Annotated in this window: 14 protein-coding genes; 6 read left to right on the plus strand and 8 right to left on the minus strand. The window is 67.1% G+C overall.

Annotated features, from left to right (window positions below):
• Positions 1–6: 6 nt before the first annotated feature.
• Together JZZ72_RS05110 and JZZ72_RS05115 are read right to left on the minus strand one after the other, a co-directional pair.
• A complete protein-coding gene (locus JZZ72_RS05110) occupies positions 7–681 on the minus strand; it encodes an SOS response-associated peptidase family protein (RefSeq protein WP_210014120.1) in 675 nt (224 codons plus the stop codon).
• Positions 682–773: 92 nt separating this feature from the next.
• Positions 774–1,958, minus strand: coding sequence for an acyl-CoA dehydrogenase family protein (locus tag JZZ72_RS05115; protein ID WP_054914345.1), 1,185 nt, complete (start codon positions 1,956–1,958; stop codon positions 774–776).
• A gap of 246 nt (positions 1,959–2,204) precedes the next feature.
• Here JZZ72_RS05115 and JZZ72_RS05120 point away from each other — a divergent pair, with 246 nt between their 5' ends.
• On the plus strand, positions 2,205–3,170 hold the full coding sequence (locus JZZ72_RS05120; RefSeq protein ID WP_213085786.1) for an ABC transporter substrate-binding protein: 966 nt from the start codon (positions 2,205–2,207) through the stop codon (positions 3,168–3,170).
• A gap of 14 nt (positions 3,171–3,184) precedes the next feature.
• The gene (locus JZZ72_RS05125) at positions 3,185–4,147 is read left to right on the plus strand and encodes an aliphatic sulfonate ABC transporter substrate-binding protein (protein WP_210014121.1); all 963 of its coding nucleotides are present in this window, start codon (positions 3,185–3,187) and stop codon (positions 4,145–4,147) included.
• Positions 4,148–4,338: 191 nt separating this feature from the next.
• Here JZZ72_RS05125 and JZZ72_RS05130 read toward each other — a convergent pair whose 3' ends face one another.
• Positions 4,339–5,922 (minus strand): rhodanese-related sulfurtransferase, encoded by a 1,584-nt coding sequence (locus tag JZZ72_RS05130; protein WP_210014122.1) that lies wholly within the window; start codon positions 5,920–5,922, stop codon positions 4,339–4,341.
• Positions 5,919–6,527, minus strand: coding sequence for a cysteine dioxygenase family protein (locus JZZ72_RS05135; protein WP_088514431.1), 609 nt, complete (start codon positions 6,525–6,527; stop codon positions 5,919–5,921). Before JZZ72_RS05135 ends, JZZ72_RS05130 begins: the two co-directional genes overlap by 4 nt.
• Positions 6,528–6,780: 253 nt before the next feature.
• Here JZZ72_RS05135 and JZZ72_RS05140 point away from each other — a divergent pair, with 253 nt between their 5' ends.
• The 4 genes from JZZ72_RS05140 to JZZ72_RS05155 all read left to right on the plus strand — a co-directional run bounded on the left by JZZ72_RS05140 (position 6,781) and on the right by JZZ72_RS05155 (position 10,971).
• Positions 6,781–7,863, plus strand: coding sequence for an LLM class flavin-dependent oxidoreductase (locus JZZ72_RS05140; protein WP_210014123.1), 1,083 nt, complete (start codon positions 6,781–6,783; stop codon positions 7,861–7,863).
• Between the two features lie 83 nt (positions 7,864–7,946).
• Positions 7,947–8,447 (plus strand): tripartite tricarboxylate transporter TctB family protein, encoded by a 501-nt coding sequence (locus tag JZZ72_RS05145; RefSeq protein WP_235384379.1) that lies wholly within the window; start codon positions 7,947–7,949, stop codon positions 8,445–8,447.
• Positions 8,448–8,457: 10 nt separating this feature from the next.
• Positions 8,458–9,960 carry a tripartite tricarboxylate transporter permease gene (locus JZZ72_RS05150; protein ID WP_043864035.1) on the plus strand — a complete coding sequence of 501 codons (1,503 nt, stop codon included), beginning with the start codon at positions 8,458–8,460 and terminating at the stop codon, positions 9,958–9,960.
• 36 nt (positions 9,961–9,996) lie between these two features.
• Positions 9,997–10,971 (plus strand): Bug family tripartite tricarboxylate transporter substrate binding protein, encoded by a 975-nt coding sequence (locus JZZ72_RS05155; RefSeq protein ID WP_054914351.1) that lies wholly within the window; start codon positions 9,997–9,999, stop codon positions 10,969–10,971.
• Between the two features lie 39 nt (positions 10,972–11,010).
• Here JZZ72_RS05155 and JZZ72_RS05160 read toward each other — a convergent pair whose 3' ends face one another.
• The 4 genes from JZZ72_RS05160 to JZZ72_RS05175 form a co-directional block, all read right to left on the minus strand.
• Positions 11,011–11,901: a LysR family transcriptional regulator gene (locus JZZ72_RS05160; protein WP_058540326.1), complete on the minus strand. Its 891-nt coding sequence runs from the start codon at positions 11,899–11,901 to the stop codon at positions 11,011–11,013.
• A gap of 89 nt (positions 11,902–11,990) precedes the next feature.
• Positions 11,991–14,390: a hybrid sensor histidine kinase/response regulator gene (locus tag JZZ72_RS05165; protein WP_210014124.1), complete on the minus strand. Its 2,400-nt coding sequence runs from the start codon at positions 14,388–14,390 to the stop codon at positions 11,991–11,993.
• A gap of 9 nt (positions 14,391–14,399) precedes the next feature.
• Positions 14,400–14,861: a response regulator gene (locus JZZ72_RS05170; RefSeq protein WP_043864031.1), complete on the minus strand. Its 462-nt coding sequence runs from the start codon at positions 14,859–14,861 to the stop codon at positions 14,400–14,402.
• Positions 14,862–14,879: 18 nt separating this feature from the next.
• A complete protein-coding gene (locus JZZ72_RS05175) occupies positions 14,880–17,135 on the minus strand; it encodes an ATP-binding protein (RefSeq protein ID WP_254999888.1) in 2,256 nt (751 codons plus the stop codon).
• Positions 17,136–17,190 lie beyond the last annotated feature (55 nt).

Below are 17,190 nucleotides of genomic sequence, written 5' to 3' on the forward strand. Positions count from 1 at the left end.
CGCCGTTCAGGGGTGCCGGCGCTGCACCAGGGCCGGGCCCTGGTTGCGGCTGTTGCCCACGGCGCTGTCCACGGGGTACCACTCGAACACCTGGGCGGGCTCGGCGAGGTCCAGCAACAGCTGTTCGGCGTATGCCTTGGAGGTGGCGGGGGCCAGCCAGTGGCGTGCGGCGTCTGCGGCCAGCACCACCGGGCGCCGGTCATGCACATCCAGCAGGCCGCCCTGGCTGTCGGCCGTGATGATCACGCAGCCGTCCTGCTCGCCGGGTGGGTCGCCCAGCTGGCCGATGGCCGCGCACAGGGCAGGGCGTCCATCGCGGCGGCGGATCAGGTAGGGCTGCTTCTTCGGCCCGCCTTCATCGACCCATTCGAACCAGTTGTCGATCGGCACGATCAGCCGGTGCGGCCAGATGGCGCGAAAGAACGGGCCGTGGGCCACCTTCTCGACGCGGGCATTGATCGGTGCCGGCTTGTCCTGCGCCCAGTGTGGCCGCCAGCCCCAGCGCAGCAGGTCGGCGTGCAGGGTTTCATGCTGCAGGCCGAGTACCGCCAGCTGGGTGGTGGGGGCCACGTTGTAGTGCCCAAGCGGCGCATCGCCCACGCGGTTGACCAGTGGGTTGGGCATGCTCAGGGCGTCCACGAACTCGTGGATGCCGTGGTACTGGCTCAGTCGTCCGCACATGTGCACCTCCGCCGGCAGGCCTGTTTGAGCATAGGCCGATTTGGTGGGCGGCGGTGCGTGGCCGGTCGGCCGCTGTCAACCGGGGGCGAGGGTCACGGCGCTTCCTGGCTCAGTGCCGAGCGCCCGGCACTGTGGAACACCACGTCATCCTGCGGGGTGTGGATGCGGCTGCACAGCACGTTGCGGTAGTGCCGCTCCAGCGGGTTGTGCCGCGAAAGCCCTGGGTTGCCGCTGGCCTCGATGGCCAGCTCCACGGCCTGGATGGCGTTGTGCGTGACCAGTTGCTTGAGCTGCCCGGCGTGCTGCGCGGTGACCTGGCCGCTGGCCGCGGAGTCGAGCAGGTTGCGGTTGGCGAACAGCAGGGTATCGATGCGCCCGACCCGCTCCTGAAAGCGCGGCAGGCTGGCCAGCGGCTGGCCGAGGTTGGACGGCACCCGCTCGCGCAGGAAGCTCACCAGCCAGTCGCGTGCGGCCTGGGCCACGCCGTCGTAGAGGCTGGCCAGCAGCACCGCCATCCACAGCTGAGCTTCGCCATCGAGCTCGGCACGCGGTGCGCTGGCCGGGCTGACGGCCACGGCGTGCTCCAGCGGCAGCAGCACATCGTCGAACTCGACGCGGTGGCTGCAGGTGGCACGCATGCCCAGGTGATCCCACTCATCGACGATGCGGATGCCGGGGCTGTCCTTGTGCACCAGAAAGCCGCCCACCAGCGGGTCGGCATCGTCGCTGCGCGCCCACACCAGGTACCAGCTCAGGCCGTGGCTGCCGGTGGAGTAGAGCTTGGTGCCGGACAGGCGCCAGCCTTCGGCGGTACGCCGCGCGAGGGTCGCGGGCAGGCCGCCACGGGCCGGGGTGCCCAGCTCGGGTTCGACCCTGAAGGCATTGATCAGCGCGCCGTGCTCCACCGCTTCGCGGGCCAGGCGCTGGCGCAGCGACACCGGCCAGCGCTGGTCGTCCTGCAGGCGCACATGCTGCAGGTACTGCATGACCAGAATCAGTGCGGTGGAGGGCTCGCCCTTGGCCACGGCGGCCACCACCTTGCGCGCGGTGGCGAGGTCGGCACCGGCACCCCCCAGCTCGCGCGGCACGGTGAGCGCGAGCAGGCCATGGCGTTGCAGCAGGGCAAAGTTGGCGGCGGGGAAGGCACCGCTGCGGTCCACCTCGGCGGCGCTGGCGGCCAGCTCGCGGGTCAGGGTAAACAGCAGTGGGTCCAGGTCGGCCAGGGCAGGGGCCGACTCGATCGAACGGTACGGCGCGGCAATAGAAGACAGGCTCATCAGGCACTCATCGCAGAAAATCCAGGGAGCACCCGGGGGTGCCGTCGTCCCGCCCCGAGTTGTGTGTGCAGATCGGCGGGCTTATGACCGTATGCGTTAAATTTTCTGATGTAAAATTCTTTATGGTTATAAGCTAATGGCGATAATTAAACGTTATTTGCATATTAGGATATTCATAAAATGCACTTCACTGATTTATGACGAGCCGGTAGAGTCGCTCTACAATCGCCTTCAGGAGTGCACTGCATGCCACCCATTTCACGACTTCTCGCCCTCGCTGGCGCCTTGCTGCTGGCCGGGCAGGTGCTGGCCGAACCGCGTATCGAACTGCGTATCGGCGACCAGAAGGGCAACATGCGTGCCCAGCTGGAGGCCGCCGACGGGCTGCGCGACCTGCCGTATGACATCAAGTGGGCGGAGTTTCCGGCTGCCGCGCCGCTGGCCGAGGCGCTCAATGCCGGCGCGGTGGACGCCGGCATCATCGGTGATGCGCCGCTGCTGTTCGCCCTGGCGTCCGGCGCGCAGGTCAAGGCGATTGCCGTGGACAAGTCCGACGCCTATGGCACAGCCGTGCTGGTGGACCCCGGGTCGGCGCTGCACGCGGCGGCCGACCTCAAGGGCAAGCGCATCGCCACCGGGCGCGGCTCGATTGGCCATTACGTGGCGCTCAAGGCGCTGGCCAGCGCGGGGCTGAGCGAGAAGGACGTCGAGTTCCGCTTCCTTGGCCCGGTGGATGCCAGGATGGCCCTGGCCAACGGTTCGGTGGATGCCTGGGCGACGTGGGAGCCCTACACCGCGCTGGCCGAAACCACCGGCCAGGGCCGGGTGCTGGTCAATGGTCGCGGCTTGTCCAGTGGCAACAGCTTTCTGGCGGCGACCGACAAGGCGTTGGCCGACCCGGCCCGGCGCGCGGCCCTGCAGGACTACCTGGCGCGCCTGGCCAAGGCCCAGGTGTGGGCCAACCAGAACCTGGACAGCTACTCCAAGACCCTGGCGCAGATCATCGGCTTCCCGCAGGACGCGGCCCGGCTGCAGTTCGAGCGTCGCCAGTTGCGCTGGCAGGTCGTGGACGCCGGCACCATCGCCGAACAGCAGGAAACCGCCGACTTCTACCAGGCCCACGGCCTGATTGCCCAACGTCTGGACGTGGCGCCGACCTTTGCCGGCGGCTTCGTGCTGCCCGCCAGGGTCGCCGTGACCCAGGCCCACTGACAGGAGCTGACCCCATGCAACCGTTCACACGTCTGCGACAACTGGCCATCGGCGCGCTGCTTGGCGCCAGCCTGGTCGGTAGCGCCAGCGCGGGGCAAACCCTGCGCATCGGTTACCAGAAATCCTCGACGCTGCTGATTCTGCTCAAGGCCCAGGGTACGTTGGAGCAGCAGCTGGCGCAGCAGGGCATACAGGTCAGCTGGCATGAGTTCGCCAGCGGCCTGCCGCTGCTGGAGGCCTTGAACCTGGGCAATGTCGATGTGTCGGCGGATGTGGCCGACACCGTGCCGGTGTTCGCCCAGGCGGCGGGGGCGCGGCTGACCTATTTTGCCCGCGAGACACCATCGCCACTGGCCCAGGCCATTCTGGTGCCGGCGGATTCGCCGCTGCACAGCCTGGCGGACCTCAAGGGCAAGAAGGTGGCGGTGACCAAGGCCGCGGGGAGCCATTACCTGTTGATACAGGCCCTGGCCAGGGCCGGGTTGACCTTCAGCGATATCCAGCCGGCCTACCTGATCCCGGCCGATGGCCGTGCGGCGTTCGAGAACCGCAAGGTCGATGCCTGGGTCACCTGGGACCCGTTCGTGGCCAGCGCCCAGCGCCAGCAGCATGCGCGGGTGCTGAGCGATGGGCAGGGGCTGGCCAGTTACCAGCGTTACTACCTGGCGGGCAGCGATTACGCCAAGGCGCATCCGCAGGTGCTTGAAACTGTATTCGGTGCGTTGCAGAAGGCGGGGCAGTGGACCAAGGCCAACCCCACGCAGGCGGCGCAGGTGCTGGGGCCGTTGTGGGGCAACCTGGATGTGGCCACGGTGGAGCAGGCCAATGCGCGGCGCAGTTACGACGTGCAGTTGGTGAAGCCGGAGCATCTGGCCGAACAGCAGCAGATTGCCGATGTGTTCTTTGCCCAGGGCCTGTTGCCGCGCAAGGTGGATGCGGCGGCGGTGTCGTTGTTCCAGCCGGTGGCAGGGCGCTGATTGCGGCTCGGCGGGTGAGGGCTGCCTGATCCACGGTGGGTTCAGGTTGTACGAGCGCTTCGCGCTCGATTCGCCGGCAAGGCCGGCGCCTACTGTGCTTGTGCCCGAAGCAAGCAGGAGCGGGCCTTGCCCGCTCCTGCGTATGCGGCCTGTCGGCCAGGGGCAGACCTCATACGGTCTGCTCAAGAGGTTCAGATCACCCGGAACCCATGGGTGCCATCACGCCCCAGCTGCGCCACCAACCCGAACTCCCAATCCAGGTACCCCTGCATCGCCTCACGCGGGTTGTCGGTGCCTTCATACGGCCGGCGGTAACGGTCGCTGCGCGGCACCGCCAGGTGCGTCTCGCCCGACTCCAGCGTCCGCCCCTCGGCAATCCAGCGGCCCGTACCACCCTCCAGCACGAACACCGGCACTCGGGTCAGGCGTTGCAGGTCCTGCGCCGCAAACCGCGCCAGCAAGCTGCTGCCGCAGGTCAGCACGTAACGTCCCGCCACCGGCAAGCGCTCCAGTGCCTGCTCCAGCTGTGCCCTGATCGCCCAGTGCGCACCCGGTATGTGCCGCTGCACGTAATTGGCACTGGTGGTGAAGTCGAGCAGCACCGTGTCGGCGTCCGCCTGCCACTGCACCAACTGTTCGGGGTCGATGGTCGAAGGCTGCGGCAACGCCGGCAACGGCGGCTGCCAATCACCCGTTTCGCTGAAGTCGCCTGCGCCCAAGCCATCGAGCACCGCCACCTCCCAGCCCATCTGCGCCAACCACGACGCACTCATGTTGGCACGCACGCCATCGTCATCGATCAGCACGATGCGCGCCCCGCGCACACTGGCCACATGGTCGGTTTCCTGCACCAGCTGACCACCCGGCGTCGAGCGGCTGCCTGGCAGGTGGCCCCGGGCAAATTCCTCGGGGGTGCGCACATCGAACACATAAGTACTGCGATCGGCCTGGGCGCGCCACGCCGCCAGCGTCTGGCTGTCCGCACGCACGACGCCGGCCTTGTCGGCCACGGCCCGGGCCTGTTCGGCGGCGCGCTGCCGGTTGGCCGGGCTCACGTCGCCAAAGCGCCGCGATTGGCCATGGGCCAGGGTCTGCCCCGCCAATGTCCAGCCAATGGTGCCGTTGCGCAAAGCCGATACCGGGTTGGGAATGCCGGCGTTGACCAGCGACTGGGTGCCGATGATGCTGCGGGTGCGCCCGGCGCAATTGACGATCACGCGGGTGGCCGGGTTCGGTGCCAGCTCGGCCACCCGCAGCACCAGTTCGGCACCCGGCACGCTGATGCCGCCCGGAATGCTCATGGTCTGGTATTCGTCGAAGCGACGCGCATCCAGCACCACCACGTCGGCCTTTTCGTTCAGCAGTGCGTGCACTTCTTCGGCCGCCAGCGAAGGGGTGTGGCGCTGGCTTTCCACCAGTTCGCCAAACGCCTTGCTCGGTACGTTCACATCCTGGAACAGCTCGCCGCCGGCCTCGCGCCAGCCGGCCAGGCCGCCTTCGAGCAGGGCCACGTCGCTGTAGCCAAGTTGACCCAGGCGCTGGAGCGCAATCTGCGCCAGGCCCTCGCCATCGTCATACACGGTGATCGGTGTATCGCGCCGGGGCACTCGCGCGTAGATTTCGATTTCAAGCCTGGACAGCGGGATGTTGGCCGCGAACAGCGGATGTTCCACGGCGAAGGGCGCTTCTTCGCGCACATCGATCAGGGCCAGTTCATGCCTGGCCAGCAAGTGCTGGCGCAGGTGGGCGTAGGTGCGGATGGTCGGGGTGCTCATGGCGCAAGGTTCTCTTTTGACAGGTCCCACAGATTGGGCAATTGGGTGTTGGAATAACCGGAAATGAAGGGTTTCTCGCTGCCGTCGGCCAGGTACACGGCACGCCTGACCGCGCCGATGTTGGCGCCGTACACGTGGATGCTGATCGACACCTGGTCGTCGAAGGCATTGCTGACCTGATGGATGTCGCCGATGCGCGGCGACACCGCCTCGACCTGGCCGCGCTCGAGGCGCACCGGGCTGCCGGACGGCAGCAGCGCGCCGTGCTCGCTGCGGGCAAAACCCTGGGCGTATTCGGCGCCGCGCAGCATGCCGATCAGGCCCCATACCCGGTGGTCGTGGACCGGCGTGGTCTGCCCCGGCCCCCACACGAAGCTGACGATGGAGAAGCGCTGGCGCGAATCGCAGTGCAGCAGGTACTGCTGATAGCGTTCGGGGCTGGGCTGGGCCAGCTCTGGCGGCAGCCAGTCGTCATGGGCTACCAGTTGCTGCAACAGGCGCTGGCCATCATCGAGAAGGGCCGCTTCATCGGTTTCTCGGTCGAGCAGGCTGGCCAGTTCGTCGATGAACTGACGCAAGCGGTCCAGGCGAAGGGGGTCGGTCATGGTCGGGGCTCTGGCTACGGTTTCGAATCACCCTAGCAACCGCCTGATGATTCTCAAAATTCAAATTGAGCATAAGCTAATATGCGTAAAGTGAATTTTAAAGTCATTTCGTTATAAATCATTTTTTATATTAGGTTATGCCTAAAATGAATTTCACAAGGGGTGGCGGGCTCGGTAGCTTATAAGCGTTCGTTTTGAAGAAAGAACCTTCTATAACCAATAAGCTTTCTTCGCCCTCTTCAAGGAGCCCCCCATGAGCGTTCAATTCATCGGCATGATCGGCCACCGCCTGTCTTCGGAGACCCTCGATCCGGCTGGCCCGATCTTCGACAAGGCGTACATCACCCGTTTTGCCCAGGTGCACGAGCAGGCAGGCTTCGACCGGATTCTGGTGGGGTACTGGTCGGATCAGCCCGACGGCTTTCTGGTCACGGCCCTGGCCGGGCTGGCGGCGCCGCGTATCGGCTTTCTGCTGGCGCATCGCCCCGGCTTCGTGGCGCCTACCCTGGCCGCGCGCAAGCTGGCGACCCTCGATCACCTGCTCGACGGACGCCTGGCGCTGCACGTGATCAGTGGCGGCAATGACGGCGAGCAACGCAAGGACGGCGACTACCTCGACCACGACCAGCGCTATGCGCGTAGCGACGAGTTTCTGGAGGTGGTGCGCAAGGTCTGGACCCAAGACACCCCCTTCGATCATCACGGCACCTTCTACCAGGCGCAGAACGCCTTCTCCGCCATCAAGCCTTTGCAAAAGCCGCACCTGCCGGTGTTCTTCGGTGGTTCTTCGGCGGCGGCCCTGGAAGTGGCCGGCAAGCATGCCGATGTGTTCGCGCTGTGGGGCGAGTCGCTGGAGCAGACCCGCGAAACCATTCAGGCAGTACGTGCCCAGGCGGCCTTGCACGGGCGCCAGGTGCAGTTCAGCGTGTCGTTCCGGCCGATCATCGCCGATACCGAAGCTGCGGCCTGGGCCAAGGCCGATGCCATTCTCGATACCGCTCGCCAGCGCCTGGAGCGCGCCGGCCCGGTGGTGGCCAACAAGCCGCAGAGCGTCGGTGCGCAGCGCCTGCTGGACACCGTGGCGCAAGGCGAGCGCGTGGATGAGCGCCTGTGGACCGGTATGGCCGCACTGGTTGGCGGGGGGCACAACTCCACCGCGCTGGTGGGAACCCCCGAGCAGGTGGCCGATGCCTTGCTGGCGTACTACGAGCTGGGCGTGACCACCTTTCTGATTCGCGGGTTCGACCCGATCAACGACGCCGCCGACTACGGCCGCGAGCTGATCCCGCTGACCCACGCCAAGGTCGCGGCGCGCCAGGCACAACGCAGCGCCTGAACGGCGCAGCAACCCCAACCCCACCCCGAGACCGCACGCGCGGATCGCCCTGCCTTGTGCCGTACCGGCACCTGGAGACCTGCGTGCGAGATGCTCTGCAACGGGCCGCCACTGCGCGCCCGCATTCCCTGACCCTGAACCTCGATGCCCGCGAAGTGCTGGCCGGCTGCCTGTTCCTGGGCTTCGGCCTGACCGGGCTGCTGGTGGGCAGCGCCTATGCCAGCGGCACGGCGATGCGCATGGGCGCAGGCTACTTTCCCTGGCTGGTGAGCCTGGCCCTGTGCGGGCTGGGCGTCGCCTTGCTGGTGCGCGGCCTGTGGCTGGGCCGCGAGAAGGTCACGCTGGACGGGTTGTTCATCGTCCGCCCGGCGCTGGCCATCAGTGCCAGCGTGGTGGCGTTCGCGCTGCTGCTGCCCAGCCTTGGCCTGGCGCTGGCGACCCTGTGCATGACGCTGCTCAGCGGCCTGGGCCGGCACAAGGCGCACCTGGGCGAACTGCTGGCGGTGGGCAGCGCGCTGGGGCTGTTCAGCGTGCTGGTGTTCGGCTACGGGCTGGGCCTGAACCTGCCGGCCTGGCCTGTCTGAGGAGTGACCCATGGAGCTGTTGGCACACCTGGGTATCGGCCTTGAAGCCGCCTTCACCCTGAACAACCTGCTGTACTGCCTGATCGGTGTGACCCTGGGCACGCTGGTGGGGGTGCTGCCCGGCCTGGGGCCGGTGGCCACCATCGCCATGCTGCTGCCGATCACCTACGGCCTGAGCCCGGCGGCGGCATTGATCATGCTGTCGGGCATCTATTACGGCGCCCAGTACGGCGGCTCGACCACGGCGATCCTGGTCAACCTGCCGGGCGAGTCGTCCTCGGTGGTGACCTGCCTGGACGGCCATGCCATGGCACGCAAGGGCCGGGCCGGGGCGGCCCTGGCCATTGCCGCGATCGGTTCGTTCATCGCCGGCAGCCTGTCGATCCTGCTGCTGGCCGCTGCTGCCGCACCGCTGGCCGAGGTGGCGCTGAAGTTCGGCCCGGCCGAGTACTTCTCGCTGATGCTGCTGGGCCTGGTGGCCGCCGTGGTACTGGCCCAGGGCGACGTGCTCAAGGCCGTGGCCATGACCCTGCTGGGGCTGCTGCTGGGCCTGGTGGGCACCGACGTGAATTCCGGGGTGGAGCGCTTTACCTTCGGCCTGCCCCAGTTGAGCGACGGCATCAGTTTCGTGGTGATCTCGATGGGCATCTTCGGCATCGCCGAAATCATCGCCAACCTGGAGCGCAGCCGCGGCCAGCCGCCCCAGGTGGCGCGGGTCGGCAGCCTGATGCCGACCCGCGAAGACTACCGGCGCAGCTGGAAGCCGATGCTGCGCGGCACCGGCCTGGGCGCGGTGCTGGGCGTGCTGCCGGGGGGCGGGGCGATGCTGGGCGCGTTTGCCTCGTACATGGTCGAAAAGCGTATCGCCAGGCACCCCGAGCGCTTCGGCCAGGGCGCCATCGAGGGCGTGGCCGGGCCGGAGTCTGCCAACAACGCCGGGGCACAGACCTCGTTCATCCCGATGCTGGTGCTGGGCCTGCCTTCCAACGCGGTGATGGCGCTGATGGCCGGGGCCATGATGATCCACGGCATCGTGCCGGGCCCGCAGGTGATCGACGAGCGCCCCGAGCTGTTCTGGGGGCTGATCGTGAGCATGTGGATCGGCAACCTGTTGCTGCTGGTGCTCAACCTGCCGCTGGTGGGGATCTGGGTGCGGCTGCTGTCGGTGCCGTACCGCCTGCTGTACCCGTCGATCCTGCTGTTCTGCTGCATTGGTGTGTACAGCGTCAACAACAGCCTGTTCGACGTGCTGCTCACGGTGGCGTTCGGGTTGCTGGGCTACCTGTTCATCAAGCTGCGCTGCGAGCCGGCGCCACTGCTTCTGGGTTATCTGCTCGGCCCGTTGATGGAGGAGAACCTGCGCCGGGCGATGCTGCTGTCGCGGGGCGACCCCACGGTGTTCGTCACCCGGCCATTGAGCCTGACCCTGTTGATTCTGTGCGTGCTGGCGGTGGGGCTGATGCTCATCCCGCGGGTGCGCGCCACGCGCCATGTGGCCTTCAGTGAAGACTGAGGGCTGCTTCAACCCTGACTGTTCCAGGACCTTTGCATGAAAATCATCCTACCGCTCAAGTTTGCCCTGGCCGCACTGGCCCTGGGCGTTGCCGCACTGGCCCAGGCCGATGCCTACCCGAGCCGCGCCGTGACCCTGGTGGTGCCGTTCCCGCCGGGCGGCGCTGCCGATACCGTGGGGCGCTACTACGCCGAGCAGTTGTCGGCCTCGCTGGGCCAGCCGGTGGTGGTCGACAACAAGCCCGGTGCCGGCACCGCAATCGCCGCCGAGGCCGTGGCCAAGGCCAAACCCGATGGCTACACGCTGTCGCTGGCCACCGCCGGGCAGCTGACCATACTGCCCAACCTGCAGAAGGGCCTGCGCTACGACCCGCTGCAGGACTTCACGCCCGTGGCGGTGCTGGCCTCGGTGCCCAACGTGGTGGCCGTACCGGCTGCCAGCAAGGTCGACACGCTGCAGGCGCTGATCGACCAGGCCAAGGCGCGCCCGGGCGCGTTGAGCTATTCGTCGTGCGGCAACGGCACCCTGTGCCACCTGTCCGGGGAGTTGCTGAAGAACCTGGCGGGCATCGACCTGCTGCACGTGCCGTACAAGGGCAGTGCGCCGGCGGTCACGGCGGTGCTGGGCGGCGAGGTGGATGTGGCGGTGGATACCCTCACCGTGCTGGCCCCGCAGATCCAGGCCGGCAAGCTCAAGGGGCTGGTGCTCAGCAGCGCGCAGCGCTCGCCGTTGCTGCCAGGGGTGCCGAGTGCCAGCGAGGCAGGCCTGCCGGGGTTCGAGGCATCGGGCTGGTTCGGCCTGGTGCTGCCCAAGGGCGCTTCGCCGCAGCTGGTCGAGCAGTTGAGCGCGGCGATTGCCGCGATTGCCCAGGCGCCGCAGACCGCCGAGCGGTTCGCGCAGAACGGGATCAGCGTCGAGCACAGTACCCCGGCGGGGTTTGCCAAGCTGATCGCCGATGACGGCGCACGGTGGGGCGAGGTGATCCGGGCGGGCAACATCACGCTGGAGTGAGGCCCGCTGCCTTGGCTGATGCGGGGCAGGGCGGGGCTGCTACAGCGCCAGCCGCTGCGCCGTGACGCTGCCGAACAGCTCCACCGGCTCCTGCAGGTTGCCCAGGTAGCTGGGGTGAAACAGCCACAGGTCGACCTGGGGCTTGAAGTCGCTGACGTTGACCACTTCAAGCAGGTCGCGATGACGGCTGGCGGCCAGCAGCGGCTCGGGCACCAGCCCCAGGCCCTGGCCGTTGGCGACCAGGCCCAGTTGCAGTTCGGTGCCAAAGGTTTCCAGGTTGATCTGCAGCGACAGCCCCTGCTCGCTCAAGGCGCGCTGCAGGCCGGCGCGAAACCCGCAGCCGTCGGGGTTGAGCACCCAGCCCTGGCTGTAGCAGTCCTTGAGCTTGTAGCTGCGCTTGCTGGCGCTGCCCTTGGCGGCCACCACCCGCAGGTGCATGCGGCCGATGGAACGGCTGGCGATGCCTTCGGGGAAGATCTTGCCGGAGGGGAACAGCGCGGCGGCCGCATCCAGCTCGCCGTTTTCCATCCTGGCGATCAGCGCGCTGCCCCAGCCGCTGGCGACCTGGGTCCGCAGCTCGGGGTAGGCCTGGCGAATCTGCGCCAGGGCATCGAGCAGCACCACATCGCCGATGGTCTGCGGCACGCCCAGGCGCAGGGTGCCGCTGGGCGAGCCGTGGCTGGCCACCAGCTCGCGCAGGGTGTCGATCTCGCGCAGGATGGCCTTGCACTGTTCGTACACGCGCCAGCCCATGGGCGTGGGCTTGAGCGGCTTGGTGTTGCGGTCGAGCAGGTTGGCGCCCAGGTCTTCCTCGAAGTTCTGCACGCGTCGTGTGATGGCCGGCTGCGTCAACTGCAGCGACTGCGCCGCAAGGTTGGTCGACTGGCAGCGGATGACGGCGACGAAGGCGTCCATGTCATCGATCTTCATATTCGGCTCTCACATAGTCTGGCGTTGAAAAATGTCTTTCAAGAATAATCTTTTTTGCCCGGCCAGGTAGAAAGCGTGTACAGGTTTTTTCAATGCGCCAGCGCTGCCCAGATCTTGCTGCGCAAGTCGCGCTCGCTGAACGGCTTCTGGATCACCGTCGAATGGCTCAGCCCCAGCACGTCGGTATTGGCATAGCCAGTCACGAACACCACCGGCAACTGCGGGTAGGAGCGCTTGACCAGGGCCGCCAGCTCGCCGCCGGTCATGCCCGGCATGGCGTAGTCGGTCAGCAGCAGGTCGATCTCGGGGCTCAGCATGTTCAGTGCATCCGGGCCGTTGCGCGCCTGCACCACCTTCAGGCCAAACGATTCCAGCAAGGTGGCCGTGAGGGTACGCACGGTGCTGTCATCGTCCACCAGCAGGATGGTCGAGCCCAGCGGCTGATGCGGTTCACTCACCGGCGCAGGGCTGGGCAGCACGGCCACGGCGTCGCCTTGGATCCGCGGCAGGTACACGCTGACCGTGGTGCCGACATCCAGGGTGGTTTCGATGCGCACCCCGCCACCGGACTGCTTGGCGAAACCGAACACCTGGGCCAGCCCCAGCCCCGATCCATGCCCCACCGGCTTGGTGGTGAAGAACGGCTCGAAGGCCCTGAGCAGGGTGTCCTCGTTCATGCCGCTGCCCGAGTCGACGATGGAGAACACCACGTAGTGGCCGGGTTCCGGGTCTTCGGGCCGCAGGGGCGCGGCCTCCACGGTGACGTTGTGAGTACGCAGCAGCACCGAGCCGGGCCCGTTGGCCATGGCGTCGCGGGCGTTGATGATGAGGTTGAGGATGATCATCTCGGTCTGGGTCAGGTCCGCCGAGGCGGTCCACAGGTCCGGGGCCAGCGACATCTCTACCCAGATATTGGCCCCCAGCGCCTTGTTCAGCAGGCTCTGCATGCCGCGCACGGTGGCGTTCAGGTCCACCGGGCGCGGTTGCAGGCGCTGGCGGCGCGAGAACGACAGCAGCTGGGCCGTGAGCCGGGCGCCACGTTCACCGGCGTCGGTGATGTGTTCCAGCCGGGTGCGGGCCTTGTCCAGGTTGCCGCGGGCAATGTCGCGCGTGGCAAAGGTCGCGCTGGTGAGGATCACCGTGAGCAGGTTGTTGAAGTCGTGGGCCACTCCAGCCGTCAGCTGGCCGACCACTTCCAGGCGCTGCATCTGCTGCAGCGTGGCTTCCACGCGTTCCTTCTCGTCGATCTGTTCGCGCAGGCGCTTGTTGGTGGCGGCCAGTTCCTCGACCACCGCACGCTCATCGGTGATGTCGCGCACGGCGGCGTACATCAGGCCGTTCTCCGGCACGATGGTCCAGGACAGCCACCGGTAGTCGCCGTTGGCGTGGCGCATGCGGTTGACGAAGCGGGTCGATACGTTGCCGCTGGCGATGCTGCGGGTTTCCTTGATGGTGGCGTCCAGATCGAGGGGGTGGATCAGCTCCCACAGGCGCAGGCTGCCGATCTGGTCCCGCGACCAACCCAGCGCCGCCTCCCAGGCCGGGTTGAAGTTGATCGGGGTCATGTCGAAGCGCAGCACCCCCAGCAGTTCACGCGACAGCTCCCAGGTGCGGTCGCGCTCGCGGGTGCGTTGCTCTACGCGCTCGCCCAGGGTTTCGGTCAACTGCACCAGGGCCTGGGTGGCGACCTTGCGCTCGCTGATGTCCTGCATCACCCCGCTGAAACGCACGCAACGGCCATCCTTGAACAGCGAACGGCCGTTGGAGTTGATCCAGCGCAGGCGACCGCCCGACAACTGCACGCGGTATTCGGCATGGAACACCGATTCGCAGCTCAGGGCCTGCTCGACCTTGGCCCGCAGCATAGCCCGGTCGTCGGGGTGGCAGTGCTCCAGCACCTGGTCAAGGTGCAGGTTGCAGCTGGGCGTGACTTCGTACAGGGCGCGGCAGCGCTCGTCCCACAGCACCGAGCCGCTGGGCACGCTCAGTTCCCACACGCCCATCTCGGCAGCCTGGATGGCCAGGCGGGCGCGGGTCTCGACCTCTTCGAGGGCGTTTTCCGCAGCGCGGCGCTTCTCGCGTTCGCGCACTTCGAGCACGGCGCGGCGGATGGCCTTGGGCAGCACCTTGAGGTTCTGCTTGAGCACGTAGTCGACCGCGCCCAGGCGCATGGTCTCCACCGCCTGCTGTTCGCCGAAGATGCCGGACAGGAAGATGAACGGCGTTTCCGGGGCCGCCCGCTGGGCCACCTCGAGCACCTGGATGCCCGACGAGGAGGGCAGCAGGTAGTCGCACACGATCACGTCGAAGGTGTGCTGCTGCATGGCCTCGCAGGCGCCGATGTGATCGTGCACCACCACCGGGTCGACCTGCAGGCCATAGCGCTCCAGCGTCAACAGCGTGAGCTCGACGTCGTGGGTGCTGTCTTCGATCAGCAGCAGCTTTATTCTGGGGAGCGGCGTCGGCGCTCCGGGCTCTCGTCTAGGCATGTGTTGTCATCATGACTTGGGGCGACGCACGACCCGGGTGGAACCGGGCGGTGGCTCGTTGAGCACAGCCCAGAAAATCCCCAGGTCGGAGATGGCGCCGACGAACTCCTTGAACTCCACGGGTTTGACCACGTAGGCATTCACGCCCAGCTGATAGGCGCGGTCCAGGTCCGGCTCTTCGCGGGACGAGGTCAGCATCACCACCGGAATGCTGCGCAGGTCGGCCGAGTCGCGCACCTGCTCGAGCACCTCCAGGCCATCGACCTTGGGCAGCTTGAGGTCAAGCAGCAGCACTGCCGGGTTGCCTTGCGGGCGGTCGGCATGGCTGTTCCTGCGGAACAGGTAGTCCAGCGCCTCGGCGCCGTCGCGTACCACGATCACCTCGTTGGCCAGCTGGCTGCGCTCGAGCGCGAGCAGGGTCAGTTCGAGGTCGTTGGGGTTGTCTTCTACCAGGAGTATCGGTTTGAGCATGGAGCGCCCTCGTGTGGGTCATGCAGTGGGCATGAGGGTTTTCTTTGGAAGTGAAAAATAGAACGTCGCGCCCTGGTCCGGGACACCGTGGGCCCATACCGTGCCGCCATGGCGCTCGATGATGCGCCGCACATTGGCCAGGCCGATGCCGGTGCCTTCGAACTCTTCCATGCGGTGCAGGCGCTGGAACACGCCGAACAGCTTGTTGGCGTACTGCATGTCGAAGCCGACGCCGTTGTCGCGCACGCTGATCACGTGGGCGTCGTCGCGTTCCTGCACGTCGACCTCGATCAGCGCCACCGGCCGGCCGCGGGTGTACTTGATGGCGTTGGCGATGAGGTTGCGCAGGGCCAGGTGCAGGAAGGCCGGGTCGGCCACCACGATCGGCAGGGCGTTGAAGGTCCAGCGGATGTCGCGGCCCTCGTAGTCGGGCAGCATCTCCAGCTTGATGGAGGCGACCATCGCCGACAGGTTGACGTCGGACAGGTGCATGGCGCACCGGCCCATCTGCGAGAAGCTCAGCAGGTTGTCCACCAGGGTGCCGGCGAACTTGGCGGAGTTCTCGATGGTGCCCAGAAAGCGCAGGCTGCGCTCGGACATGTTGGCGCCTTCGGCATCGCTGAGCAGCTCGGCGTAGCCGGCGATATGCCGCAGCGGCGCACGCAGGTCGTGGGAGACGCTGTAGGAGAAGGCTTCCAGTTCCTTGTTGGTCTTTTCCAGGGATTCGGACAGTTGCGCCAGTTCTTCGGCCTTGCGCAGCACGATGCCGAGGATGGCCTGGCGCAGCTCCTGCACGCCCTCGATTTCGCTGGGGTCCCAGGGGGTCGAGAAGCCTTCGACGATCTGCTGCCACTGCTCGAAGCTTTCGCGCGGGTTCAGCGAGCCGCTCTGGGCGATGCTTTTTTCCGGGCGGCCGGCCCAGTGCACCACCTGGGACTGCTGGGGTTTGAACCAGATCAGGTAATGCGGGTGCAGTTCGGAAATGGACACGGCAAGGATGCCGCTGGCCATGTCGGCCAGCCCCGTCAGGTGCGGGATATCGCGCCCGGCGTTGTCGGTATGGAACACCTCGGCGTCGCCGCGGGCGGTCAGCCAGCCCACCAGGGCCATGATCCGCGCCTGGGGCGGGGTGTGCCCGTAGGTATCGCAGCCGGTGCTGGACACCACTGCGGCACCGGCGGCGCCGACGAAGTCGGTGAAGATGTCGGGCAGGGCGCGCAGGCCCAGGCGCACGCTGTCCTGGTCGGCGATGGCGCCCAGCAGTTGCACGATGCGCTGGCGGATCTCGAGCATGCGCGCGTGGCGCAGGTGGGCTTCGCGGGTCTCGATCTGCAGCGACAGCACCCGGCCCAGCAGTTCGCAGGCGGTACGCACCTGAAAGCTCACGCTGCGCGGCGTGCGGTGATGACACGACACCAGCCCCCATAACCGGCCCTCGACCACGATGGAAACCGACATCGAGGCCCAGGTCTGCATGTTGCGCATGTATTGCAGGTGCACGGGCGAGACGCTGCGCAGGGTCGAGAAGCTCAGGTCCAGGGGTTGGCCGGTGAGCAGGTTGGCGGCCGGCAGCAGGCGCGCCGGCTGGTAGTCGGCATCCTCGATCACGCGGATGCGGTTGGCACAGTACAGCGCCCGGGCCTGCGCCGGGATGTCCGAAGCAGGGAAGCACAGGCCCTTGTAGCTGGGGTAGTCGTCGTCGACCAGCTCGGCGTTGACCAGCCCGTTGCCCTCGGTGTCGAAGCGGTAGGACTTGACCCGGCCGAACCCGGTCAGGCGCTTGATCACGCGCACCGCCCGCTCGCACAGCTCGTCGATGCTCTCGCTGTCCGGTGCGCCGCCAACGAAGGAGCGCACCAGCGGGTACAGCCGCGAGCTTGGCGCCGGCACGGCGGCCGGGCGCTGGAATTCGGCGATCAGCACCTGGTCGTGGCGGTGCAGCATCATCGGCAGGCGCTGCGCCTGCTGGCCGATCAGAAACTGTACGTCGGCCACGTGATAGGGCTGGGACTGGTCTTCGTCGAGTTCGCCCAGCTGCTCGACGAAACTGCAACCGTCCTGCACCACCGCATCGAAATGCACGCCCAGCAAGGCGTCGATCTCCACCCCCAGCCAGTCCGGCAGGTTCTCGCTGACCTGGCGGATCAACATGGCCGGCTCCTGCACCACGACCATGAACCCCTGGGGCTGAATGCTGCCGGGGGTACGGATCTGTTCACGGGCGCAGTTGGCCAGGGCGATCTGGAAAGCGTCGCTGGGGTGGGTGGTGGTCACAAGATCCCTCCTGAAGGCGTGTTGGCAGGCCGTGCAGGGGAAGGGCACAAGCGAT

Origin of the sequence: Pseudomonas palmensis, from assembly GCF_017848315.1 — a bacterium.
Taxonomy (GTDB): domain Bacteria; phylum Pseudomonadota; class Gammaproteobacteria; order Pseudomonadales; family Pseudomonadaceae; genus Aquipseudomonas; species Aquipseudomonas palmensis.